Annotated in this window: 17 protein-coding genes; 14 read left to right on the top strand and 3 right to left on the bottom strand. The window is 37.6% G+C overall.

What is annotated here, in order from left to right; all coding sequences use genetic code 11:
• Window positions 1–736: 736 nt before the first annotated feature.
• Window positions 737–1,891, bottom strand: a complete 1,155-nt coding sequence (locus H5154_RS01070) for a hypothetical protein (protein WP_182717110.1) — start codon at window positions 1,889–1,891, stop codon at window positions 737–739.
• Window positions 1,892–2,125: 234 nt separating this feature from the next.
• Between H5154_RS01070 and hsdR the strand changes: the two genes are divergently transcribed.
• The 10 genes from hsdR (at window position 2,126) to H5154_RS01120 (ending at window position 20,695) form a co-directional block, all read left to right on the top strand.
• Window positions 2,126–4,594 carry an EcoAI/FtnUII family type I restriction enzme subunit R gene (hsdR, locus tag H5154_RS01075; RefSeq protein WP_182717111.1) on the top strand — a complete coding sequence of 823 codons (2,469 nt, stop codon included), beginning with the start codon at window positions 2,126–2,128 and terminating at the stop codon, window positions 4,592–4,594.
• Between the two features lie 114 nt (window positions 4,595–4,708).
• Window positions 4,709–6,181: an N-6 DNA methylase gene (locus H5154_RS01080; protein WP_182717112.1), complete on the top strand. Its 1,473-nt coding sequence runs from the start codon at window positions 4,709–4,711 to the stop codon at window positions 6,179–6,181.
• Window positions 6,181–7,923 carry a restriction endonuclease subunit S gene (locus H5154_RS01085; RefSeq protein WP_182717113.1) on the top strand — a complete coding sequence of 581 codons (1,743 nt, stop codon included), beginning with the start codon at window positions 6,181–6,183 and terminating at the stop codon, window positions 7,921–7,923. Before H5154_RS01080 ends, H5154_RS01085 begins: the two co-directional genes overlap by 1 nt.
• An 18-nt stretch (window positions 7,924–7,941) precedes the next feature.
• Window positions 7,942–11,619, top strand: a complete 3,678-nt coding sequence (locus tag H5154_RS01090) for a reverse transcriptase domain-containing protein (protein WP_182717114.1) — start codon at window positions 7,942–7,944, stop codon at window positions 11,617–11,619.
• Window positions 11,616–12,068 carry a hypothetical protein gene (locus H5154_RS01095; protein ID WP_182717115.1) on the top strand — a complete coding sequence of 151 codons (453 nt, stop codon included), beginning with the start codon at window positions 11,616–11,618 and terminating at the stop codon, window positions 12,066–12,068. Before H5154_RS01090 ends, H5154_RS01095 begins: the two co-directional genes overlap by 4 nt.
• A gap of 27 nt (window positions 12,069–12,095) precedes the next feature.
• The gene (locus tag H5154_RS23525) at window positions 12,096–14,303 is read left to right on the top strand and encodes an McrB family protein (RefSeq protein ID WP_259398431.1); all 2,208 of its coding nucleotides are present in this window, start codon (window positions 12,096–12,098) and stop codon (window positions 14,301–14,303) included.
• Window positions 14,304–14,312: 9 nt separating this feature from the next.
• The gene (locus tag H5154_RS01105; RefSeq protein WP_182717117.1) at window positions 14,313–15,689 is read left to right on the top strand and encodes an McrC family protein; all 1,377 of its coding nucleotides are present in this window, start codon (window positions 14,313–14,315) and stop codon (window positions 15,687–15,689) included.
• Window positions 15,679–18,978: an ATP-binding protein gene (locus H5154_RS01110; protein WP_182717118.1), complete on the top strand. Its 3,300-nt coding sequence runs from the start codon at window positions 15,679–15,681 to the stop codon at window positions 18,976–18,978. Before H5154_RS01105 ends, H5154_RS01110 begins: the two co-directional genes overlap by 11 nt.
• Entirely contained in the window at window positions 18,965–19,642 is a 678-nt protein-coding gene (locus tag H5154_RS01115) for a DUF4433 domain-containing protein (protein ID WP_182717119.1), read from the top strand. The genes H5154_RS01110 and H5154_RS01115 overlap by 14 nt, the downstream gene beginning before the upstream one ends.
• A gap of 18 nt (window positions 19,643–19,660) precedes the next feature.
• Window positions 19,661–20,695 (top strand): macro domain-containing protein, encoded by a 1,035-nt coding sequence (locus H5154_RS01120; RefSeq protein WP_182717120.1) that lies wholly within the window; start codon window positions 19,661–19,663, stop codon window positions 20,693–20,695.
• A 288-nt stretch (window positions 20,696–20,983) separates the two neighbouring features.
• On the opposite strand, the gene H5154_RS01125 is transcribed toward H5154_RS01120, so the two are convergent.
• Entirely contained in the window at window positions 20,984–21,520 is a 537-nt protein-coding gene (locus H5154_RS01125; protein ID WP_182717121.1) for a hypothetical protein, read from the bottom strand.
• A gap of 112 nt (window positions 21,521–21,632) precedes the next feature.
• Here H5154_RS01125 and H5154_RS01130 point away from each other — a divergent pair, with 112 nt between their 5' ends.
• The 4 genes from H5154_RS01130 to H5154_RS01145 all read left to right on the top strand — a co-directional run bounded on the left by H5154_RS01130 (window position 21,633) and on the right by H5154_RS01145 (window position 23,853).
• Window positions 21,633–22,181, top strand: coding sequence for a hypothetical protein (locus H5154_RS01130; RefSeq protein WP_182717122.1), 549 nt, complete (start codon window positions 21,633–21,635; stop codon window positions 22,179–22,181).
• Between the two features lie 21 nt (window positions 22,182–22,202).
• Entirely contained in the window at window positions 22,203–22,592 is a 390-nt protein-coding gene (locus H5154_RS01135) for a hypothetical protein (protein ID WP_220493343.1), read from the top strand.
• Complete coding sequence (locus H5154_RS01140; RefSeq protein WP_182717124.1) at window positions 22,585–23,250, top strand: hypothetical protein; 666 nt, start codon at window positions 22,585–22,587, stop codon at window positions 23,248–23,250. The genes H5154_RS01135 and H5154_RS01140 overlap by 8 nt, the downstream gene beginning before the upstream one ends.
• Before the next feature lie 462 nt (window positions 23,251–23,712).
• On the top strand, window positions 23,713–23,853 hold the full coding sequence (locus H5154_RS01145; RefSeq protein WP_182717125.1) for an alpha-amylase: 141 nt from the start codon (window positions 23,713–23,715) through the stop codon (window positions 23,851–23,853).
• Window positions 23,854–23,970: 117 nt separating this feature from the next.
• Here H5154_RS01145 and H5154_RS01150 read toward each other — a convergent pair.
• Window positions 23,971–24,180, bottom strand: a 210-nt coding sequence (locus tag H5154_RS01150; protein ID WP_220493344.1) for a hypothetical protein, incomplete at its 5' end; no start/stop codon positions are given.

The following is a 24,180-nucleotide window of genomic DNA, read 5'->3' on the forward strand; positions in this document are numbered from 1 at the left end:
GGAATTTCAGCACATATAAGACCATGATTAATAGGGTTTGGTACGCTGAAACTAGTAATTTCACTTCGCGTTTAAAATGAATCCGTTTGGCGTGTTTATTCACTCTTTATGTTTAACTATTTGAATATTATTATTTTAAATTATTCACAGAGTGAATAATTTACTAATTAGAATGACAAAGTTTCTGTCATTTGGCAAAGTTTGTCATAACGACAAATGTGGTTAAATCATCGAAATAGTCGCTGGCACGCAAAGACTGGGCTGTTATTGAGTTGTAAGGAGCAAATCGGCTGAGCTAATGAAAACGTGTAAAGAGCATAAAAGACCACTTGCCAAACAATCCTAAATTGATTGGAGCCAAGGAAACCAGTGCGTGACATTTATAATCATTTTTCCTGTGGATAGAAATCAAAGAATAAATACAAACTCCCAAACTGCTAATGCCGCTTTAAAACGAAAGGGTTTGCAAGGCATACTAGTGCGCCTTAGTTTGCGACTGTTAGGGTACGAAATTAAAGGAGTAAGGTTTGACCCTGATTTAATAGAAAAGTGCGCTTGCACATACTGATAAGAATGAAGTTAGAAGGGCATACAACTGTGCTCAACATTTAGCGCGCAGAAAAGAAATGATGATTTGGTGGAGTGAATATTTAATTAATGTTTTAGGTAGATTAATTCTAAAAACTCCTTCTTAAGTGCTGTCAAAGCTATTGAGAAGGAGTATAAGATTATCAACTTAATTAGTTGGTCTTGTGTTTTTCTCTATTCTTAACAAAGCTAAAACCATTGTGTAAGTTACGAAGCCTCCAAAAAGTAATCCAATAAGAATAGCAATATATAATCTTTCTTCTTGATTTTCAGAGTTTTTGGATTCGGCATATCTCTTACTTTCTGCAATTGAAGATATTTCACTTTTATAGTTATTAATAAACCATGTAACAGAGTCTATCCAATTTATTTTTCTTGTATCTCCATCTTTAAGAGAACTTACAAAGTCACCGCTGTCACCTAAGTCTTCAGTAAACTCTAATAAGGTTTCAAAAAAGTGATATGGCTCGATAGAGTATTGCGAATCTACTTGTTTTAGAGTGTTTTTTAGTTGATTACTACCATACTCTTTTACAGATATGTCCTTTGTCGCATTAGCAAATACATTGATATTTTGTTCAATTGAAGAAAAGTACATATCTACTTTCTTATTATATTCAAGCTGAATTTCTTGGGCTGTGGTAATATCAAAATTGCTATTAAGTTCATTCTCTCCAGCACTTGAATATCGAGACTTCTCAGTATCCTCTAGTTGGTTTTTGAATGTATTGAACTCTATTTGACTTTCTTCAAAACTTTTAATTTTATTACTATCTAAATAATCAAAAATCAAAACACAGACTAAAATTGCGGCTAGTAACAATGATAACGTAGCAGTTATAAAGCTAAAATAGCGAGTTACTACAAAATATTTGTCCTCAAAATTTGTGTTTTTAGCTGAATTTTTAAGTGCACCATCATCGGTAACTGTGTGTTTATTATTTTTACTAAACTCTGATAATTTGTCTTTTAATTCTGTAACTGTTTGCTTTGCTTGTTTGTAGGTACCTTTTAAATCTTTAACTTTTTCATTTTGATTGTCATTAGCATCATTAGAGCTAGTTGGCTCAATTTCTGATTTTTTCAAACTTATCTTTATGCCCATTTTATTGAGATCATTGTATTTTCTCAATGCTTCTTGTTTGGATAAGTTTTTTGAGATACACCTTGTTTTACCATCAAAAAGCAACCTACTTGCGGTAAGAGATATGCCTAAATAATCAGAAAGAGCAGCCACAACATTTTCATGGTTTTCTCCACTAGTAATTTCACCCTTACAATAAATTTTATAAGATATTTCCATTTATCTACCACCATAAGATTCTAATTGAACAGTAAGCTCATGAAACTCTATCACTTTTTTAGAGTGTTATCCCATCATTATTATAGAAATTTATATAATTCTCGCTTATTGAATGCTGTAACTAGAGCGCTAACCTTTGCTTATTTGAGCTGTTTTATATAGCATAACTGAACGTCATATTACTTTCTCGTCAGTTAGTTACATTAACAATGGGATTGCAGGGAATGTTAGATTATGGATAAAAGAAAGCTCAGCGAAACCGATATAATCAGTAAGTTTATTCTACCCGCAGTTAAAACAGCAGGGTGGGACGACATTACCCAAATACGGCAAGAAGTTAAGCTACGCGACGGCAAAGTTATTGTCCGTGGACAACTCGGTGTACGTAAATCGGTTAAATCGGCTGATATAGTGCTTTACCATAAACCTAGTATGCCACTTGCTGTCATTGAGGCTAAAGCTAATAAGCACGAAGTAGGTAAGGGCATGCAACAAGCGCTCGATTATGCCAATTTACTTGATGTGCCTTTTGTATTTGCCTCTAATGGCGATGGCTTTATTTTCCATGATAAAACCACCTTAATTAAAAACGAAGGCGGCACGCCTGATGCGCATAACCTTGAAACCGAAATACGCTTAGAAGACTTCCCATCACCGCAAGAACTTTGGGCTAAATACTGTGCTTACAAAGGCTATACAGACTCGCAACTCCCTATAATTAATCAAGCCTATTATGATGATGGTAGTGGTAAACATCCTCGTTACTATCAGCTCCAAGCAATTAATAAAACAGTAGAGGCTATATCGTCAGGTAAAGACCGCGTACTCCTCGTTATGGCAACAGGAACCGGTAAAACTTATACCGCGTTTCAAATCATTTGGCGTTTATGGAAATCACGCGCGAAAAAACGAATCTTATTTCTAGCTGACCGCACAGCTTTGATAGAGCAAACTCAAAGTGGTGATTTTGCGCCGTTCGATACAGCAATGACCAAAATTACTGGCAGAACGATTGATCCCGCTTACGAGATTCACTTGGCGCTTTATCAAGGTCTAACTGGACCTGAAGAGCATCAAAAAGCATTTAAAAACGTAGATCCTAATTTTTTTGATTTGATTGTTATTGACGAATGCCACCGAGGCAGCGCAAGCGAAGAAAGTGCTTGGCGAGAAATACTAACGTATTTTAAAAGTGCAGCTCAAATAGGTTTAACTGCTACACCAAAAGAAACTAACGAGGTATCAAACTCTGATTACTTTGGTGACCCTACGTATACTTATTCCCTAAAAGAAGGCATTGAAGACGGCTTTTTATCTCCATACAAAGTAGTACGTGTTGATCTTGATGTAGACCTACAAGGCTGGAGACCAACAAAAGGCCAGGTTGATAACAACGGTGAAGTAATACAAGACCGCATATACAACCAAAAAGACTTTGACCGAACAATGGTAATTGATGAGCGCACCCAGCTGGTAGCTGAAACCATAACTAACTATTTAAAACGCACCGATCCTATGGCTAAAACTATTGTGTTTTGTAACGACATAGATCACGCCGAACGTATGCGCCGAGCCATAGCTAACTTAAATCCAGAGCAAATGGCTAAAAACGATAAATACGTGATGAAGATCACCGGCGATGACGAATTAGGAAAAGCTCAACTATATAACTTTTGTAGCCCTAAACGAGCTTACCCAGTTATAGCCACTACTTCAGAATTAATGACCACAGGGGTAGACGCTAAAACCTGTAAGTTGGTAGTACTCGATCAAAATATACAATCAATGACCAAGTTTAAACAAATCATTGGTAGGGGGACGCGTATTGACGATCGCTACGGTAAGCTTTGGTTTACTATACTTGATTTTAAAAAAGCCACCGAGTTATTTGCCGATAAACGCTTTGATGGCACACCTGAAAAAGTAATAAAAGTAACCCCCACTGATATTGAAGACGAAAATGTTGATATTGAATCACATGATGACGAAACAATTGACGCAGGCCAATCAACGATTGACGAGTCAACTGCTGACCAAACAGGCGATACCGTTAACGATCCCAAAGGCGGTGGTACTTTTTCTGATGGGGAGTACGGTGAGTGGGACGATGAAACAACCAAAATGGTTAAGTACCGCGTGTCCGGTGTTACCGTTAATAAAGTCGCAGAGCGAGTACAGTATTACGATACCGACGGCAAACTTGTTACCGAGTCATTTATAGATTACACCCGTAAAACCATGAGTAAACAATTCAGCTCACTGGATGATTTTGTAAAGCGCTGGAACGAATCAGACCGTAAACAAGTAATTATTGATGAGCTTGCACAAGAGGGGATTATTTGGTCAGCGCTTGAGGAAGAAGTAGGCAAAGATATGGACCCATTTGATATGATCTGCCATGTAGTTTACGACCAACCTCCCCTTACTCGTAAAGAACGCGCAGATAACGTACAAAAGCGTAACTATTTCACTAAATATTCGGGTACCGCACACACCGTACTCGAGAACCTTCTGATAAAATACGCTGATGTAGGCGTGCAAGAAATAGAATCTATGCAAGCGCTTAAAGTGGCGCCGTTTAACGAAATTGGCAGCCTAAGTGAAATAGTGAAAAAAGGCTTTGGTGGCAAACCACAATATGAGCAAGCACTTAAAGAGCTCGAGGCCGAAATTTACCAAATGCCAGCGCCTAAAACAGCCTAAATTTATGTTTGTTGTTCTGTATTGGCGATAGCAAATATTAAACCATTTAAAGTAAACAGCTTTCATACTCGCTTTTAGCCGCTGTTTATAAAAATAATCTAACAAGAGAATACTATGTCTATCAGTTCAGCTATTAAATCTATTCAAGATATTATGCGTAAAGACGCCGGTGTCGATGGCGACGCCCAACGCCTTGGTCAAATGTCGTGGTTACTATTTTTAAAAGTATTTGACGCACAAGAAGAAGAGCTAGAACTAGAATTAGACGACTACCGCGAGCCAATCCCTGAGCAGTTTTTATGGCGCAATTGGGCGGCCGATAACGAAGGCATAACTGGCGATGAGCTTTTAGAGTTTGTAAACGACAAGCTATTCCCTGAGCTTAAAAACCTAACCGCACCCGTAGATAAAAATCCACGCGGCTATGTAGTAAAAGAGGCATTTTCTGATGCCTTTAACTACATGAAAAACGGCACGTTACTGCGCCAGGTGATTAATAAGCTAAACGAAATAGACTTTACCGACTCAAAAGAGCGCCACTTATTTGGCGACCTGTACGAGCAAATATTAAAAGATTTACAAAGCGCAGGTAACGCCGGCGAATTTTATACCCCGCGTGCCATTACTAAATTTATAGTGGCAGTAACCGATCCAAAACTAGGCGAGTCAATCATGGACCCTGCTTGTGGTACCGGTGGCTTTTTAGCCTGTGCGTTCGACCACGTAAAAGCAAACTATGTTAAATCGGGCGACGACCACCAAATATTGCAAAAGCAAATACACGGTGTAGAGAAAAAACAACTCCCGCACTTACTGTGTACTACCAACATGATGCTTCACGGCATTGAAGTACCGGTACAAGTTAAACACGGCAATACCCTAAATAAACCGCTATCAAGCTGGGATGACCAAGTAGATGTAATTATCACCAACCCTCCGTTTGGCGGCACCGAAGAAGACGGCATAGAAAAAAACTTCCCAAGCGACATGCAAACTCGTGAAACCGCCGACTTGTTCTTACAGCTCATTATAGAAGTGCTCAACACTAAAGGCCGCGCGGCGGTTGTATTGCCAGACGGCACCTTGTTTGGTGAAGGCGTAAAAACCAAAATTAAAAAGCTGTTAGTTGAGGAGTGTAACTTACATACCATAGTACGCTTACCTAATGGTGTATTTGCCCCGTACACAAGCATTAAAACTAATATTCTGTTTTTTACTAAAGGCACGCCAACAAAAGACGTGTGGTTTTACGAGCACCCATACCCAGCAGGCGTTAAAAACTACAACAAAACCAAACCAATGAAGTTTGAAGAATTTAAAACCGAACTTGAATGGTGGGGCAATGAGGCAGACGGCTTTGCCAGCCGTACTGAAACAGAGCAAGCATGGAAGGTTTCAATCGACGATATTATTGCTCGTAACTACAATCTCGATATTAAAAACCCGCATGTAGGCGAAGTAATCAGCCACGACCCAGAAGAGTTATTAGCCGACTACTCAAAACAACAAGCCGACATACAAGCACTGCGCGATCAGCTTAAAGGCATATTGTCAGCAGCCCTTGCTAAAGATAGCGAGGACAAGTAATGGCTGAGACTAAAGCACCAAACACAAGCGCAGAGCAGCTAATAACCGAGCACCTTGATATTTGGACGACGGCCATAGAGCAAAAGTCGTCATCAGGTCGTGGTTCATCGAAAAAGTTTTCACTACATGGCATTAAAAAACTCCGCGAACTTATTTTAGAGCTCGCAGTGCGCGGAAAACTGGTGCCGCAAGATCCAAATGACGAACCCGCTTCAGTATTGCTTGAGCGAATAGCCGCTGAAAAAGCACAATTGGTAAAAGATAAAAAAATTAAAAAGCCTAAAGCATTACCAGAGATTAGTGAGGATGAAAAACCGTTTGAATTGCCGAAAGGATGGGAGTGGACAAGGCTGCAAGATATTATCCAAATATCTTCAGGCAAAAATCTTACATCAAAAAAAATGGTACAAGGCGGTGATGTACCAGTATATGGTGGAAATGGCATTACTGGTTACCATGATACTTATAATGTATCGAGCTCTACTTTAGTGATAGGTAGAGTTGGGTTCTACTGCGGTTCAGTTCATATAACACCTGACTCAGCTTGGGTTACAGATAATGCTTTTATTACTCGTTTTGATGAAGAAGGCTTGTTTATAGAGTTTTTATATTGGCTTTTTAAAAATACTAACCTAAGTAAAAATGATAGTGCTACAGCCCAACCAGTTATATCTGGAAGTAAAGTTTACCCAATAGTTGTTGCTATACCTCCTACCAAGGAACAACAACGCATCGTTGCTAAAGTCGATGAGTTAATGAGCTTGTGTGATGCGCTTGAGGCGCAAACTGAAAATAGTATTACAGCACATCAAACATTAGTTGAAGTGCTGTTAGAGGCCTTGCTGCAATCGCCAGAGCAAGGAGCAACACCGGAACAAACCGCTGAACAGTTTCAACAAAACTGGCATCGCTTAAGCGAGCACTTCGACACGCTATTCACCACCATCGCCAGCATCGACACGCTAAAGCAAACTATTTTACAACTAGCCGTAATGGGCAAACTCGTCCCACAAAACCCAAATGACGAACCCGCCGCCAAACTCCTAGAGCGTATAGCAGCAGAAAAAGCCCAACTGATTAAAGACAAAAAAATCAAAAAGCAAAAACCACTGCCAGCCATTACCGACGAAGAAAAACCGTTTGAACTGCCTAGAGGTTGGGAGTGGTGTCGAGTTTGGGATGTTGCTGAGTTAATTACATCTGGCTCTAGAGATTGGGCGAAATATTACTCTGACTCAGGTGCTATTTTTGTCACTATGGGAAATCTTGCTAGGGGAGACTACAGACTAAGACTAGATAACTTAAGATATGTTTCACCTCCAATAGGTGGGGAAGGCTCAAGAACAAGTTTAATGAAAGATGACTTATTAATTTCAATTACAGGCGATGTTGGGAATTTAGGTTTGATACCAGAAGGTTTTGGCGAAGCGTATATTAACCAACACACTTGCTTGTTAAGATTTATGTCTGAATGTAGAAATAGATATTTTCCAGAGCTTATGCGGTCACCATTAGCCAGCTTTCAGTTTAACGCCCCGCAACGGGGTATTAAAAATAGCTTTAGGTTGGGTGATGTCGGTGAAATGATAATTCCGTTACCACCATTATGTGAACAGAACCAAATAGTAGCCAAAGTCGATGAACTAATGGCACTTTGCGACCAACTTAAAGCCCGTTTAACCGACGCACAAACTACTAAATTCCACCTCACAGATGCTATCGTTGAAAACAGCATTAACTAGAATTGATGCAGGGATGCTATGAAATTAATTAACCCAAAATACCGTACTTTAAAACCAACGATTAAATATCTTGCTGATGAAGTAGTGCTTACTCAAGCTTGGAAAAAAACACATAATTATATTCGTGCATTTAACTGGTATGCAGATACATTGGAGTTAGATGTATCTGCTTTAAATATTGAAGACAATGTAAGTGAATGGAAAAGGCAGATTATTAGAAACAAGCTTAAACCTTTAGAGCTGGTACCTGCTGCAAAAAGTGAAACATGGGTTATTGATCAAGATGGTTGGCATCCTAAAAATACGAAAGAACGGGCAGAAAAACCACCCATAAGACCATTGGCTCACATATCTATTAGAGATCAAACTTGGGCTAGTGCTGCTATGTTGTGCCTGGCTGATGCGGTTGAATCAGAACAAGGTAATTGCAGCGATAAAAATCAGAGTTTTGCACAAGCAAGAAGTAACAAGGTGTATAGCTACGGCAATAGACTGGTATGTGATTGGAAAAACAAAGATCAAGCTTGGTTTCGTTGGGGAAATAGCGATACATACAGAAAGTTTTTTACCGATTATCAAAATTTTTTAAAAAGGCCAATGGAGTTAGGTCGAAGTGTTTTAAATCAAGCTTCTTCTTCAGAGGAGGTTTACGTTGTTAATTTGGATTTATCAAAGTTCTACAACACAATCTGTAGAGACTTACTAAAAGATAGATTAAAAATAATATCTAAAAAATTTGGTAATCCAGAGTGCCCCAAATTTTGGAATGCTTTTAGCCGCATTTCAGATTGGAAGTGGGACAAGCACGATTTAAAACTAGCTGCCGATTTAAAACTAGGCAATGTTGAGCAAGGTTTACCTCAAGGATTGGTATCAGCAGGCTTTTTTGCCAATGCATTTTTAATCGAATTTGATGAAAAGGTGGGTGAATTAATCGGTGGAAAACTAAGCCCTCAAAGTCCGATTATTGTCCATGATTATTGTCGGTATGTGGATGATTTGCGTTTGGTTATAAGTGTAAAAAACGTATCTGTAGGCTTCATAAGGCGTGCTTTAAATAGAAATATAAATAACCTTTTGAGAAAGTATGGAGGCACTGATCTTAAACTAAATGATAATAAAACAAAGGTGACTCTTTTTTCAGATTTAGACGATAGCGGTAGTATGTCGAATCGGATTGAAATGGTTCAAGGAGAGCTCAGTGGTCCAGCTGATCGTGATGTTTTAGATTCAGTTACAGGTCTTTTAGAGAGCTTTTTAGATATTGAAGATATAGAGCTACCTTCCTTAACGAGTTCCCATGATGATTCTGCGTTGTTACAAATTACTAATTACGATCATGATATTCGCCCAGATACATTAAAGCGATTTGCAGCAAATAGGTTAGAAAGCATTGTAAGAAATAAACGCAGAATCAGTAACGCAGATGGTGGAGAAGAACTGTTAGCTAAAAAGTTGATTACAGCTTGGATGAAAGATCCTTCGCTTGCATTAGTGTTAAGAAAGGCAATGGAAATTCACCCAGAAGCTGATTTATTTGAGCCAGTAGTTGAGGCTATTTTTTCTCGTAGTAGTTATGCGAATAGCGCAAAAATAAATGACACTATTACAGCGCAAATGATGGATTATTTGCTGGCAGACATATTTAGATGTGGACTTGATTTTATATTGACATTTCAGAAGTCAATCTACCCAAATTCAATTAAACCAGACTCCGTGATTGATTTGATTGCTAAATATGCATTAGCAGTTATTGCAAGCGCTAATAAAAGTTCTAAATTTGTTGAAAGACAAGCATTAATGTTACTTGCGGCTACTAATAAACCCGTTATTAAAGAAAAGGCAAATGCGACTATCCAAAATGAGTTGCACATCATTTTGGCTGGCGCTCAATCAGAGTTTAAATATGAACACTGTGCCTTATATGAAATCTCAGCACAAATGACGGGAAAGTTTGATATTTATGCTGCTTCTCTTATTAAGTCAATGTGTGATTTGGATGATGTAAATAAAGCTAAGGTCTTGGACGTTTTCGCAAAGAGAGGCGGCCTCTTTTGGAATGCGATATGGAAACAGCTTAAAAAAAGGAAATTTCAACAAACACTTACTAATAAATTTGATTGGGCAGCCCCTCAATCAAGTACTCAGCCTAGAGCTAAAAAGCAGCTTTTATCCAAGGTTATTCATTCTGATTCAAATGGGTTTGAGTTTGAGCATGCGCTAATAAAGTTAGCATTGAGTTTATTACAAGCAACTCAACCGGAGAACTCTGTAAATACACCGATAATGGGTGCCACACCGGCTGAAATAGAAATTAAATTGGATGCGGTTACAAGTTGGTCTGAGTTGTGGAGACCGTCAGTTAATATTGCTGAATCTAAGCGAAAAGGAACTGTACCATTTAAGGACCCTCGATATGAGTTTCCTGAATGGATAGATAAAGATAGTGAAAGTAAAAAGGTCATTTACTGGATCGGTACTATCTTAAGGGCCTCTGTAATTGGTAGTGCAGACTTTACAACTAACCGTTGGAAGCAAGGTGATATCGTCGCTTACAAAGGAGTGAAAACAAGTTGGTTCAAAAGGCGCATGGGTATGATGCATTCACCTGAAACTTTAACTGGGGAATACTCTACAGTCACAGACTGGTTTTCAGACTTATTAATTCGTTGCTTACAGTGGCCTGGATTTGAATCAACATTTGTGAGTGATTTAGACGTACGCTCTATAGAGTGCTTAGAAACATTTGAATTTTGCTTAAGAAAAAGGTTGAGCTATTTAAATAGTCTTATTTGTCATGCTTCTTCCTTACCTGCGTTACCAACGAGAGTTGCAAGGCCCAGCAAACGTAATTACTTTAGGATCGCAACAGTTCAGCAGCTTTTGCCTACGTCGTCGGACTTTAACGTTTCCGATCCTGAACTTGATAATCCCGTCTATAGGACTAAGCATCGTGCGCACTTATCTTCGGTTTGTAAACTAACGTTAAAAACTTTAGAAAGTAAAGCACAAGCTCAAGGTGAAAAAACTAAACCCTTTGCTGACTTAATTGTTTTTGCAGAAGTTGCTGTACATATTGATGATCAAGATCTCATCAAACGACTCGCTGATACAACTGGTGCTATTATTTTTGCCGGATTGGTATTTACCAATCATGAAGGAAAGTTAGTTAATGTAGCTAGGTGGTTCATACCTGACTACAGAGAAAGCGGAAGGCAATGGGTGATTAGAGATCAAGGTAAAGAAAACATGACTCAGGATGAGCTTACTCTTGGTATTACTGGTTATAGGCCTTGCCAGCACATTTTAGAATTACATGGGTATGATGAAGGGCCTTTCAGAATTAGTGGAGCCATTTGTTATGACGCGACAGATATCAAGCTTGCAGCGGATTTAAGAAATACTACAGATTTATTTGTAGTGGTTGCTCATAACCAAGATGTAAACACCTTCGATAATATGGCTGCTGCTCTTCAATATCATATGTATCAACATATCGTTATTTGTAATATTGGCGAATTTGGAGGCTCTACGATACAAGCTCCTTATAAAGAACGATATGACCGTTTAATATCTCATGCGCATGGAAGTCAACAAATATCAATTAGTACTGCTGATATTGACTTAGCAGCTTTCACAAGAAAAATAAAAAAATATAGAGCCGTTAAAACTAAACCAGCAGGAGTAAATAGATGACATGTTTTGAAACAGGTTTTGCCGTTTTATTAAATATTGAGACTTGGAAAAACTGGGTTCCAATTATTAGTTTATTTGTGGCAATAGGGGCTTTATCTATTGCTTTCTGGCAAGTTCAGGTAGGGCGCAATACTTCGGCTTCAGCACAAGCGCATGGAATATATCAGCAGTATTTAGCACTATGTATCGCTCATCCTAAACTTGCAAGCGGTGACTACGTTGCTGAAGGAGAAAATGATCCTGAATACGCAAAATATACGTGGTTTTTCTCAAGTATGTTATTCGCTTTTGAACAAGTCTTAGAAGCTAAACCAAATGATGAAAAGTGGGTTGCTACAATTAAATCCCAGCTCGAAAAACATAAAGCTCATTTAGTAAAATCAAGTACAGCGGCGAGCAATCATTGGCATGAAGATTTAGAGAAAATTATAAAAGAGCTAAAAAACTAAAATAGCGCTTAATCAGCAAAGGGATGAATGATGAAAATTTGGAAGCTATCACATGGATATAATGATATCCCAAAAGAGCTATCTGATTGGTTGGATGAACATAATTACCTTTCATTACATGAAAGTACTAAAAAGTCTCAAGGGCAGCATTTCATTAATCAAGTGGATATTGGTGACATTGTTAGCCTATCACGCAGTGGCGACCTTAAAGCATTAGTAAAAGTTACTAGTGATATTTTACCAATTGAAAACGCTCCGTTTACTGAAGGTTGGGTGTTTAGGCAATATGAAATTATTCATGAGTTACCTTCTTTAAAGCCTTATCATGGTGATAAGAAAGGCTGGACACCAAATTATAACGGTACTTTTTTTAAAGTTCCTAAAGGTGAATGGCAAGAGTTTGAGGAATGGATTTTAAAGAAATATTATGATTGTTCACTTAAAGATCTAGGCGTAACCCAAATAGACTCAAAGAATAGCAGCCAGTTTCAATGGGTTGAAAAATGTAGGGCTACCCAAGCATTCGATAATTTTTTAAAAAAGAAAGCAGTTAATTTTACAGTGTTAGATGATGCAATCAGGGTGATAAGTCAAAGTAACTTAAACTTTGACTTTTATCATGTAGATCATGTTGAATCAGCCCTAAGGTTTGGAAATCGCCAGTTAGATTCAACTCGAGGGAAAGTTGCAGGTCAGTTTGAAGTGTATAAAGGCCGATTAATCGTTTGGTTTCCGGAGCGTTACGGCAGGGAAGAAGGAGTTGCGATTGAGTTGACAGATGACCTTGAAAGTAATGAGGCACAATTAAATGCTGAGCTGGTAAGCAACGAAGCGTTTTTCAAAGAAAATGATCTTGCTGGTAATAAGCATTTACCGAGAGATTACAATAATGGTGATCCAACTAACTCAGATTTGGCTACTCATATGACAACTACACCAACGAACTTAATTTACTACGGCCCACCTGGTACTGGTAAAACTTTTACCCTGCAAAAGATTTTAAAAGAACAATACACAGAAAATAGCACTTCTGAAGAGCTTGGGGTTTGGTTGAATAATAAATTGAGTGATTTAAGTTGGTTTGAAATTATTACTCTTATCTTGTTGGATGCAGATAACGATTTATCTGTCTCAGATATTGTGAATCATGAGTATTTTATCAAGAAGTTAGCGCTTAATGGCAGAACTGCCAATATACGTCAGACAGCTTGGGCTGCCTTGCAAACTCATGCAATTCAAGACTCAAATACTGTTAAGTACGCCAAGCGCATTGAACCACTAATTTTTGACAAAAATACAGATAGTAAGTGGACTATTGTTGATAAAGAACATGAATTAATTGTTGGTTTTAGAGAGCAACTAAATGAGCTTAAAGCAGGGCCACCTGTTGAGGAAGAAATAAAGCGCTTTGAGTTTGTGACCTTTCATCAATCTTATGGGTATGAGGAGTTTATTGAAGGTTTAAGGCCAGTTACTAACGACGATGGCTATATAAGTTACGTTGTAAAACCTGGTATTTTAAAGCGCCTATGTAAGCGTGCTGAAGCTGACCCTAGCCATCAGTATGCGTTAGTGATTGATGAAATTAACAGAGGCAATATTAGTAAGATATTTGGTGAGTTGATAAGCCTTATTGAAATAGATAAACGTGCTGGTGAAGAGCATTCACTTACAGTTACTTTGCCATACTCAAACTTACCTTTTTCGGTACCTAGCAACCTCGATATTATTGGTACTATGAACACGGCTGACCGCTCTTTAACTCATATAGATATTGCGTTAAGACGCCGCTTTGAATTCATAGAGCTGAGAACTGACTACTCCTTACTAAAGGATAATGTAGATGGTATTAACTTAAGAAAGCTCTTATTCACTATTAATAAACGTATAGAACTTTTATTAGATAGAGAGCACATTATTGGCCATGCTTTATTAATGAAAGTAAGTAACTTAGCGGATCTTAAACAAGTATTTATCACTAACATCATGCCGCTACTGGAAGAATACTTTTTTGAAGATTGGGACAAAATTAAGCAAGTATTTAACGGCAACGGATTTGTTTCAGAGCTCAAAGATGCTCATACAACTTGGCTTGGTGACTCTGATGAGTATGCAGCGAAGTCTTACTTTGTAGACAGTAAAGCTTTTGACGAGATTGAAAACTATACAGCTGTTTCTCAAGGTATTGATGACAAAAATTTTGTCGAGCTTTTTTCTGAACAAGAGCAAAACTAAGGAAGGTTTATGCGTACATGGTCTGTTTATGAGTTTTCTCGCTTGTATAAAAGTAATATTACTAAATATGAGGGTGATCATTTAAACCTAGAACACTCTCAATTTGAAGCGCTCAAACAGCTGTTAACTTGCAGTGAGGCAGACCATGATAAGTTATTTAGATATGGCTTTGAAAAGCGCCAAGAGGTATTAGTTTGCCAAAACTACGTTGGTGTAATTTGCTTACCTTGCGGCGATCAAATTGAAATATTGCCTAAAACACATCGGAAAAGCGTAAATACTGAGAGTGATGAAAGTATTAGCTGGAACCGCTCCAACCTCATAAAGATGTTAAAGGCAACACAGTATTTACCAGGTAAGGTTGCTGACAATGCATCGTTAGATATGGCTAAAATGCCGTTACTTGACGTATTCATTCAATTGTTTTTGCAAGAGATTAGCTTATTAATTAAGCGTGGTGTGGCAAGGCAGTATGAAACGCATGAAAGTAATGAGCCTTTTATAAAGGGTAGAATACTGGTTAGTCAGCAAATCAGGCATAACTTAGTTAATAAACACCATCACTTTATAGCCTTTGACGAGCTAACGACTAACCGCCCTGAAAACCGATTAATTAAAAGTGCTTTGCTCTGGTCGCTCAAACGCGTGACAGCAAAAACACAACACCTTTGCAGAGAGTTACTATTTCACTTTGAAGAAGTAACAAGCTCAAAAGCTATATGGCAGGATCTCAATGCTTGGCAACGGGGCAGGCATTTGTCTCACTATGAAGCGATTAGACCGTGGATCGAGATGATTTTTAAAGATCAAAGTCCTACATCGATAAACGGTTCTAAAAGTATGTTGTCTATATTATTTCCTATGGAACGTGTATTTGAGGATTACGTACCAATTTGTCTGAAAAAACAATTTCAAAATTATGACATTAAAACACAAACCAGCAGTCAATATTTAATCAGCCATAAGCCTAACGACAATAAAAAACGCCCCAATAATGGCAAGCTTTTCCAATTAAAGCCTGACTTACATATTCAAGCAGAAAATAAATTAATTATTGGTGATACAAAGTGGAAGGTGATTGATGAAAGCTTACCTAACAAAAAATATGGAATAAGTGAGGGCGACATATACCAGATGTTGGCCTATAACCAAACTTACCAGAAGGGGGAGTTTGAACCCGCAGTGATTTGGCTGATCTTCCCTATGACACCTCAATTTTTGAAGCCTTTACCTGATTTTATTTTTGAGAACGGGCTCACACTTAAAGTATTACCATTTGATATTGATAGCTCGGTTTTGAAACTTATGGATAGAAATATCATTTCAGATACTTTAGATGGGCCAGTAATAAAAAATGAAAAGGATTGTTTAATTAATGAATTTTGATAAAAACCACGCATTAAAGGTTTTGCAGTTTTGGCTGCAAACTGAGTTCTTTAATACCTTTGATTTAAAAAATATGCTACCAGGTGCTGATGATGGTTTTTTACAATACACAGCAAGTGATTTAAAAAACGATCCAAATAGTTTGCCTTGGTTTAACCGTCAGCAAATTCGTTTGGCTGGCAAAGATTATCATCCCAATAAAGCATATAGCTATACTCTTTATATTGGCATTTTTAATCGTAACGAGTTTGCACAGCAGACGAAAGAGTACTTTAAAGGCTTAGCAGATAATCACTCCATGAATTCTCAAAAAGAGGAAGACTGGCAGCAGCGACGTGATGATGGCGGTATTACTTGCTGCGCTAAAATTAAACTAAATGCACAAGCTGAGCTTAAACTTGATTCTCTTGAAATGTCTACTGCGCCATGGGCTTTAGGGAAATTATTAAAGGGTGAAATAGATAGTCTGCGAAAAAGTGATTTTGACCAAGACGTAGAGGACTTTTCTGATAAATTAAAAAAAATTCATCAGTTAGCTAGAAACATTAAACACGAAACTAATACAAGTGATGCATTTACCCATTTTGAGCTATTTGAAATCTTAAAGTTTTTGTCCCAGTGGGCGGGATTCAAACCAAATGAAACATGTTATTCCTTAATAGTGCAATTAAACAATGCACCCAGAGAGCCAGCTCCTGAAAGTTCAAAATTGATTACTGATGCTGCCTTAGAAAAGTTACGTAAACTTACTGATTTATTAAAAGAAGATAGCTCTGATGTTGAGGAAGTAGTCGCAGAATCTGTCGAGCAGCTTGATTCACACACTAATGAAAATGATGTGCCTATACTAAATAGTTTTTTTATTGAAGATATAGCCCGTTCTATTAAATTGGTAGAAAAGAATGAGCTAGATACTAGTTCTCCGTTGTATTCATATTTACTTAATAAACCAAACTATTATGCAGATTTATTGAGTAAATCAGGCGAGAGTATTATTAAGCAAAAGCTTTCTCATGATTATACGCCCTTAGGGCGATGGCCAGATAGCGCTAAGCATACTATGAGTTTAATGCAGCAGTTTTCGATAAATACAGCTAGTGACCATATAAAAGCTGGTGGCTTATATTCAGTGAACGGTCCACCAGGTACTGGTAAAACAACTATGTTGCGAGACATTATTGCGGCTAATATTGTTAAGCGCGCAAAAGTGCTGTCTCGTTTAAAAAGCTCTAAAGGTGCATTTTCTAAAACGAAGAAAATAAAAATAGGTGATGAGGCCTCTTCAATACAAGTACTGAAACCTGCACTCACTGGTTTTGAAATGGTTGTTGTTTCTAGCAACAATAATGCTGTTGAAAATATCACGAAGGAGCTGCCTCAAATTAAGGCGCTAGGGAATGAGTTTAATTGCTTAACCTATCTTCAATCAGTGGCTCAAAAAGTAGCAGCCGATGTTGAAATAAAACAAAAACGTTTAATAGGTCTTGAAGAAAAAGATAACTGTTGGGGTATGATTGCAGCTGCATTAGGAAATAGTGGCAATAGAAAGCGCTTCACGAATAAAGTGTTCTTCGATAAAACAGATAAGATGCAGACCGATGAGGTCTCTAAAAGCTATACAACTTTGGTTGATGGTATTAAATTATTAAGCCAAAAAGGCGAACCTGAAACATTATTTAAAGATGCACAACAGCTATATGTAAAAGCGGAAAAGGCGGTAAATAAAGCGATAGCAGATTTACACCGTTTAGAAGCGCTTACTGGGTTAAAGCATAGTTTAGAGCAACTAAAGCAAAAGTGCTTGGAGGGTGAAGTCAGCTATAAAAAATGTCATTTTTTTGCATCAAAGCTTCATCAGAAATGTTTGCCTTGGTGGCATTATCGTATCTTTAAAAGCTGTAAACTAAGGGTGTTATATAGTGCATTCTGTTTACGAGTTGAACAAAGAAAGAGAGCTTTTGAAGCTTTAAAAATCCAAGTAGAAACACTCAAAGCTAAATTACATACTGAGGAGAGTGCGTGTAAAGAAATCCTGGAGCTTCATCCTGATGTGATGTTTGTATCAGCTAACGATGACTTAGATACAACAGTCCACCAGCGCAAGGCATTTGGGCACAGTCAAACACTTAATAAACTTCGCTCTGAATTAACGATTGCAGCTTTTAACCTGCATGAAGCTTGGCTAGTGGCGAGTTACAATAATGGCCTGAGTCAAACTCTCAATAAACTCCCTGATTTATTGCAAGACAAAATTACTAAACCAGACGATGCGAAATTAATGTGGCAATTGTTTTTTATGATCTGTCCGGTAGTCTCTTCCGCGTTTGCATCGGTAACGAATCAATTTTCAAGCTTTGGGCAAGGTGATATAGGTTGGTTATTTATCGATGAGTCTGGTCAAGCTGCACCTCAGCTAGCCGTTGGTGCATTATTACGAGCAAAACGTGCTGTAGTTGTTGGCGATCCACTACAAATTGAGCCTGTATTTACTATACCGCCAGACATAGTTGAATTTTTGGGAGAGCGTTTATTACAAGATGATTGGCTTGACTGGTCGCCCTCTTTGACTTCAGTGCAAGAACTAGCCGATAGAGTAAACCCTTACGGAACTTCGCAAATAGCATATGATAAATGGCTGGGTAGTCCTTTGCGTGTGCATCGTCGTTGTAGTGATCCTATGTTTTCAATATCAAATCAAATAGCTTATAACAATAAAATGATCCATGGTTTGGATGATATCGCTGAAACAGAGTCATTTATATGGGGCCCCAGTAGCTGGTTTGACGTTAGTGGAGCTGAGCAGAGTAAACACTTTGTCCCTGAGCAAGCTGAATATGTACGCTCAATGCTTTATGAGTTCATCAATAGAGAAGGTCATTTACCTGACTGCTATATCATTTCACCATTTACGAATGTTAAAAAGGGCGTGATTAAATACCTCAAGAAACATTTTTCACACCAGCAATTTAGTGAGTCCGAGTTTAAAACTTGGCTAGCAGGGCGTGTAGGAACTGTTCATACGTTCCAGGGTAAAGAAGAAAAATTAGTAATTTTTGTTTTAGGTGCAACTGATAGTTCAGGGGCTGCTAAATGGGCTGCTAGTAAACCTAATTTACTCAATGTTGCTGTTACAAGAGCTAAAAAGCGAGTTTATATAATTGGCTGCTATAACCAATGGGCTGGACTGCGGTATTTCACTGATGCAATAGGTTTGCTAGAACCTGAGGATAAAATACATGCAGATAAAAGAACCCTTTTAAAAGGACAAATCGTTTATGACCATGCCTAGACCTGTACGAATATTTCATATTACTGCGATTGATAACTTGCCGATGATTTGTCAGCACGAAGCATTGTGGAGTAAAGAGAAGTCAACTGGATTAGGCATTACATACAATAATATTGCACATAAAGGCGCGCAAAGCACTCGTGCTAACAAAGAGGTGATTAACCCTCCTGGTGGAAGTATTCATGATTATGTGCCTTTTTATTTTGCACCACGTTCACCAATGTTATCTGCAATTCATAATGGGCGAGTAGAGGGTTGTAAGTATAGTCAAACTGATATTATTTATTTTGAACTAACAATAGAGGAAGCTTATCGCTCAGGTATGCGTGAGTATATATTTTTTGATCGAAATGCGACTATAGCGTATAGCAAACCAAGTACGGACTTAAAACAATTACATACATTAATTGACTGGGAACTTCTAACAGAACAGCCTAGTTTGGATGGATACTGTAAATTTTTTCATGCAGTGCCCACTAACCCTCGATATACACAAAGGCTAGAAAAACGTATGGCTGAGTTTTTAATAAAAGAGCAAGTACCACTTAATTGGGGAGTACGAATTGGTGTAGCCAACCAAACAAAAGCGCAAGAAGTTAATGCTATTTTGAGGCGCTTTGCGTTAGACTTGCCAGTAGTTGTTATGCCAGCTTGGTATTTTTAAGAGTTATTTTGGGGCTGTATGAGTATTAAATCAGTAGAGGGCAATCTTTTACAACAGCAAAATGTTGATGCCATAGTCAATACCGTTAATTGTGTTGGCGTTATGGGTAAAGGTATTGCGTTACAGTTTAAAAAGAAATGGCCAAGCAATTACAAAACTTATGCGACAGCTTGTAAAGCTGGAGACGTTGCCTTAGGTAAAATGTTTATTTTTGAACTGGGCGCACTTGCCACTCCTCGGTTTATCATTAACTTCCCGACAAAAGGTCATTGGCGCAGTGATTCTCGCTTAAAAGATATTGAAGCTGGTTTACAAGATTTAGTTGCTCGTATTAAAGAGTTAAACATCCAATCTATTGCTATTCCACCTTTAGGTTGTGGTAATGGTGGGCTCGATTGGGAAATAGTAAAACCTACAATGTTAAGGTATCTGGCTGACATTCCAGAACTTGATGTTTATTTATATGAACCGACAGATTCTATAAAAGCACAAGACATGCAAACAAGTACCCCTAAGCCAAAAATGACTCCAGGTAGGGCTGCAATTTTAGCTCTATTACAATCGTACCAATCAGTTAGTTATGGCTTATCAAAAATTGAGGTGCAAAAGCTTGCCTACTTTTTGCAGGCCGCTGGTGAAAATATGCGACTTAACTTTGTTAAAGATAAGTTTGGTCCTTATGCTGATGCGTTAAGGCATGCTTTAAATACGATGGACGGTCATTATATTCAAGGTGTAGGCGATGGTGTTGTTGAGTCTGAAATCCGTCCAGTTGAAACTACACTCGAAGATGCAAAGTTATTTTTAGCAAGCTCTAACCCTGAAATAAGTTCTCGAATAGTGCGTGTTACAGATTTAATTGAAGGGTATGAGTCACCATATGGTGTGGAGTTATTAGCGACAGTTCATTGGGTTGCTAAACAAGAGCATGCAAACACACCTGAGCAAGCATTTATGGCTATTCAAAATTGGAATGAGCGTAAGAAGAGCTTAATGTCTTTAGAGCATGTAACCTCCGCGTGGGAGCAGCTAAAGAGTCACGACTGGATTTAGAAGTAGATTAAGGGCTAGTAAGTTGGCCCTTGATTTCAAGCTAAATTAATTCTTACAACCATTTTTGTTGCATGTGATCCTATCTGTAGTATTTGCCCAATGAGTTGAATTATCTCTTGTGTTTACACCACAACCCGTTGTCCCACCTTTCTGTCCTTTGTGAACAATGCTTTCGCCATTAGGTGGTGTGTGTTTTACATTCATATTCATCCTTATTAAAATTATAGTAACCCTAACCAGTATTAGTATAAAAGTATGATTTGTAAACTTTGCAGCCTATTACTTTCGCTAATCAGCATTACTTGAATCTGCCTCAATGAATAATTGATTAATAAAATCTACACATATTGATATGTTAGTTAGGCAGTCACCGGTCAAGCTTGTTGAGCCGTGCGCCTTTGGGTTTCTTAAATCTGGTAATAGTTTAGGTAGTGATTTACACCATTTATTATTTTTTGAAGGTGATTTGATATGTCGGAATCCTTTATCGGAGATGAGTTGTTGAGTTACTGCATGATTTAAGAGTTGACGAAGCATCATTCTTTTTTCTGGTTTTATTTTTAAACGTAATGAAAGTTCAAAAAGAGTGTATGTTTTGAAGTTAACTTCTGGCGCTAAGGAGTAAGAAAAATATGTATATAAAGCCATATTCTTAAGAACATTAAACTGATTTTTGACCTCTTCAGGTACGTTTGTGTGTAATTTTTCTTGCTCTAAGCATTTATAAATGTATTCAAGGCTAATAGGAGCTCCTGTAATTAAGCCCATTAGCCGGTGCCTGTCATCCATTTTTGTTATTTCATCAAAGCGTTTAAAGTCTTCCATGTTATTGCCCTTTTGAGTTTAATAATCTATTTACTTATATTTTTCTGGACCTTTATTATGCAACAAGGGATGATATTGAAAAATATATTTTCTAATAAATTCAAGGATGAAAATGAAATCACTTCTTAATACCGTTGATATTTTGCTTGGGCATTTCGTCCGTGGTTTTACAGTTGTTTTTCTTTATATAGTTATAAGCCTGATTGCAGTTACTAGCTTACTGTTAATACCGTTCTCTTTCTTTGAGTATGATGCCGGTTTATCTGATTTAGACTTGGTGGAGTTAGGGCTTTTTATTTTATTAATTGCAGCGGTTTGGCGTTTTTATAATCGTTGCTTTAATTTGAAATGGACAAAATGGAGAGCTATAAAACGCTTTGTGTTTGTTGTCGCTTTCACTGAGCTTTTGTATATGTTCTTTTATGCAGTCTATTTGATTATAGAGTTAGCAGACCAAGGTGTACTGGGAGTTGAAATTCTAGATAGGTATGCTGACTTTGAATCCTTCCTATCGTCATTGGTTATAATTTCGGCTATCTACGCAGGAACTCCACTGCCTCCTTTTTATCTAAATAATGAAAAACAACCAAAAGAGGAAGCAGGAGATACTTTTAGTGATGGAACATCTGAAAAATCTGAATCAGCAAGTTTAGTGGGATAGATTAACATGGAAGTTTTTAGTATGAAGAAATTAGTTCAAAGTTTAGTTATTACAAGCTGTTTGTTTATTGGCAGCATAGGTGCAAAAGAGCAGCAATTTCAGCCAGACGATACAGCCTTTTTACAGTCATCATGTAGAGAGGTGATTGAAATTTTCAATAAAAAGCAAGAAACAGGTAAATATGCAGCTTTACATACTTCAATGTCTGAAGCCATGAGAGCAGGCTATTGTATAGGTGTTTTACAGCAATATATTAAGACTCCACCAAAATGTAAAAACATGTATGGTAATTATAGAACTCTTAATTGGTTCGATTTAGCAGAAATAATAGTTGGTTTATCATTGAGTACAGAGCAATTAGAGCAAGTTAAAGCAAGTAGCTTGCTAAAAGAGGCTTTTTGCAATGGCTAGTGGTTTAACAATCCCCGATGCAATTCGTGATTTATTTGAAATTGATGTTGCCAAAGAGAGTCCTTACTTAAAAGACAAAGCTAATTCCTTAGTGCGAAATAAGCTTATCAAAGTTAATACTGAGAAAGTTGTTCAAAGATCTAAGCAATATCTAGCTGAAGGGCAGTTAGATGTGTTGTTTAACGCATTACTGCTGAATGCTATTTTTACTGATCCTAAAGACGTAAAAAAGATTTTCGAAGACAGGCGCTTTAGAGATGAATCTGTAAAAACGATTGAACTGCTTTTTGCTGAAAATAATTCTTTAATGGGAATTGCCCTTAGTAATCAAAACGCAGTTCAATTTATTGATGACTTGGCAAGTGAGATGGATCTTTATTCTGTCAGGCTTCCCAACCCTTTTTCTACACTCCCACAGCTTGTGTTAGGTAAAAACCTGAGTTTACTTCATGCGCTCCTTACCCAATCCGCACTTATTAGCCCTACAGACAACCTACTTTTGGCTTATCTAAATAATGATATGGATAAGGCTTTAGCGTTATCAAACCAATTTAAGGCTAATAATAGCGGTGTTAAACAACTTATTGGTCATGTCCATGCCCAGCACAAAGAGGCTGAGGAATTTGATGATTTGTTAGATTATTTTCAAAAAATGTAATTATTTTAAAATAAAGCTTTTTAGTGCATTGCACTAGGTGAATCTGTGTTTGTCAGCAACAAATGGAGGTTTACATGACAAACATTAAAGAGTTCACTATTAGCTGTAACATGACAGAAAGCTGTAATTTTCGTCGTGGTACCAGTGATGCTAAGAAGCAATGTTATACGTCAATAAACAAAGTTACTCTTTTAGGACTTTGTTAATGAAAAAGTATAGCAGTGACAAAGATATAAATATGCTAGTGCGCAGCTTGTTGAAGAAGAAAGGGTGGTCTATTAAACAAGGCAGGCACCCAAGACTAATAACACCTTCAGGTATAAAAGTAACGGTGCCAAGTACCCCTAGTGATTGTAGAGCGTTTAAAAATTTTAAAAAGGATATTCGACGATTGAAGGAGCTTTAGCAATCGCTGAAGTTCCTAAAATCGAATTTACTTTTTAACCTTTAAAGGAGACTACTATGTCTAACAACAATCACAAAGCTAATCAAAATAACGGTAATAAAGGTACTTCCGGTAATAACCCTGCGTATCAAAAAGCGCAGGATAATCGTGGTAATCAGTTAAACCCGAATAATCCTAATTACCAAGGCAAAAAATAACGGAGGTACAGTGGGTACGGCTTTATGGCCGTACTTTTTCCCCAAAAGCTGATTGTCTATTATTGATCATTTAGTCAGCGTGGGTTGGTATTAATACCAAAACCATACAATGACCTATTACCTAGACTCATAATATTCTTTAACCGCAGATGAGGTTTTTGGCGGCCAAACTTGGTTTTTCATGTAGCTACTGAAGTTAGAAATCCATTTCAAAACGGCTTCAGAGGTTTCGCTAAACGGCTGAAGTTGTGCCCTTAGTTCTGGTGTGTTTTGGATGTGCTCATTGGTTTTATCTTTTATCATTTTTGCAGCACGGGCTTGGCTATG

The organism is Pseudoalteromonas sp. SR44-5 (genome assembly GCF_014163675.1).
In the GTDB taxonomy this organism is placed as follows: domain Bacteria; phylum Pseudomonadota; class Gammaproteobacteria; order Enterobacterales; family Alteromonadaceae; genus Pseudoalteromonas; species Pseudoalteromonas rhizosphaerae.

Coding starts and splice junctions, on each gene's coding strand:
- H5154_RS01085 (WP_182717113.1), top strand. CDS start 6,181: ATGGCTGAGACTAAAGCACCAAACACAAGCGCAGAGCAGCTAATAACC.
- H5154_RS01090 (WP_182717114.1), top strand. CDS start 7,942: ATGAAATTAATTAACCCAAAATACCGTACTTTAAAACCAACGATTAAA.
- H5154_RS23525 (WP_259398431.1), top strand. CDS start 12,096: ATGATGAAAATTTGGAAGCTATCACATGGATATAATGATATCCCAAAA.
- H5154_RS01095 (WP_182717115.1), top strand. CDS start 11,616: ATGACATGTTTTGAAACAGGTTTTGCCGTTTTATTAAATATTGAGACT.
- H5154_RS01070 (WP_182717110.1), bottom strand. CDS start 1,891: ATGGAAATATCTTATAAAATTTATTGTAAGGGTGAAATTACTAGTGGA.
- H5154_RS01110 (WP_182717118.1), top strand. CDS start 15,679: ATGAATTTTGATAAAAACCACGCATTAAAGGTTTTGCAGTTTTGGCTG.
- hsdR (WP_182717111.1), top strand. CDS start 2,126: ATGGATAAAAGAAAGCTCAGCGAAACCGATATAATCAGTAAGTTTATT.
- H5154_RS01105 (WP_182717117.1), top strand. CDS start 14,313: ATGCGTACATGGTCTGTTTATGAGTTTTCTCGCTTGTATAAAAGTAAT.
- H5154_RS01115 (WP_182717119.1), top strand. CDS start 18,965: ATGACCATGCCTAGACCTGTACGAATATTTCATATTACTGCGATTGAT.
- H5154_RS01080 (WP_182717112.1), top strand. CDS start 4,709: ATGTCTATCAGTTCAGCTATTAAATCTATTCAAGATATTATGCGTAAA.
- H5154_RS01145 (WP_182717125.1), top strand. CDS start 23,713: ATGTCTAACAACAATCACAAAGCTAATCAAAATAACGGTAATAAAGGT.
- H5154_RS01125 (WP_182717121.1), bottom strand. CDS start 21,520: ATGGAAGACTTTAAACGCTTTGATGAAATAACAAAAATGGATGACAGG.
- H5154_RS01140 (WP_182717124.1), top strand. CDS start 22,585: ATGGCTAGTGGTTTAACAATCCCCGATGCAATTCGTGATTTATTTGAA.
- H5154_RS01135 (WP_220493343.1), top strand. CDS start 22,203: ATGAAGAAATTAGTTCAAAGTTTAGTTATTACAAGCTGTTTGTTTATT.
- H5154_RS01120 (WP_182717120.1), top strand. CDS start 19,661: ATGAGTATTAAATCAGTAGAGGGCAATCTTTTACAACAGCAAAATGTT.
- H5154_RS01130 (WP_182717122.1), top strand. CDS start 21,633: ATGAAATCACTTCTTAATACCGTTGATATTTTGCTTGGGCATTTCGTC.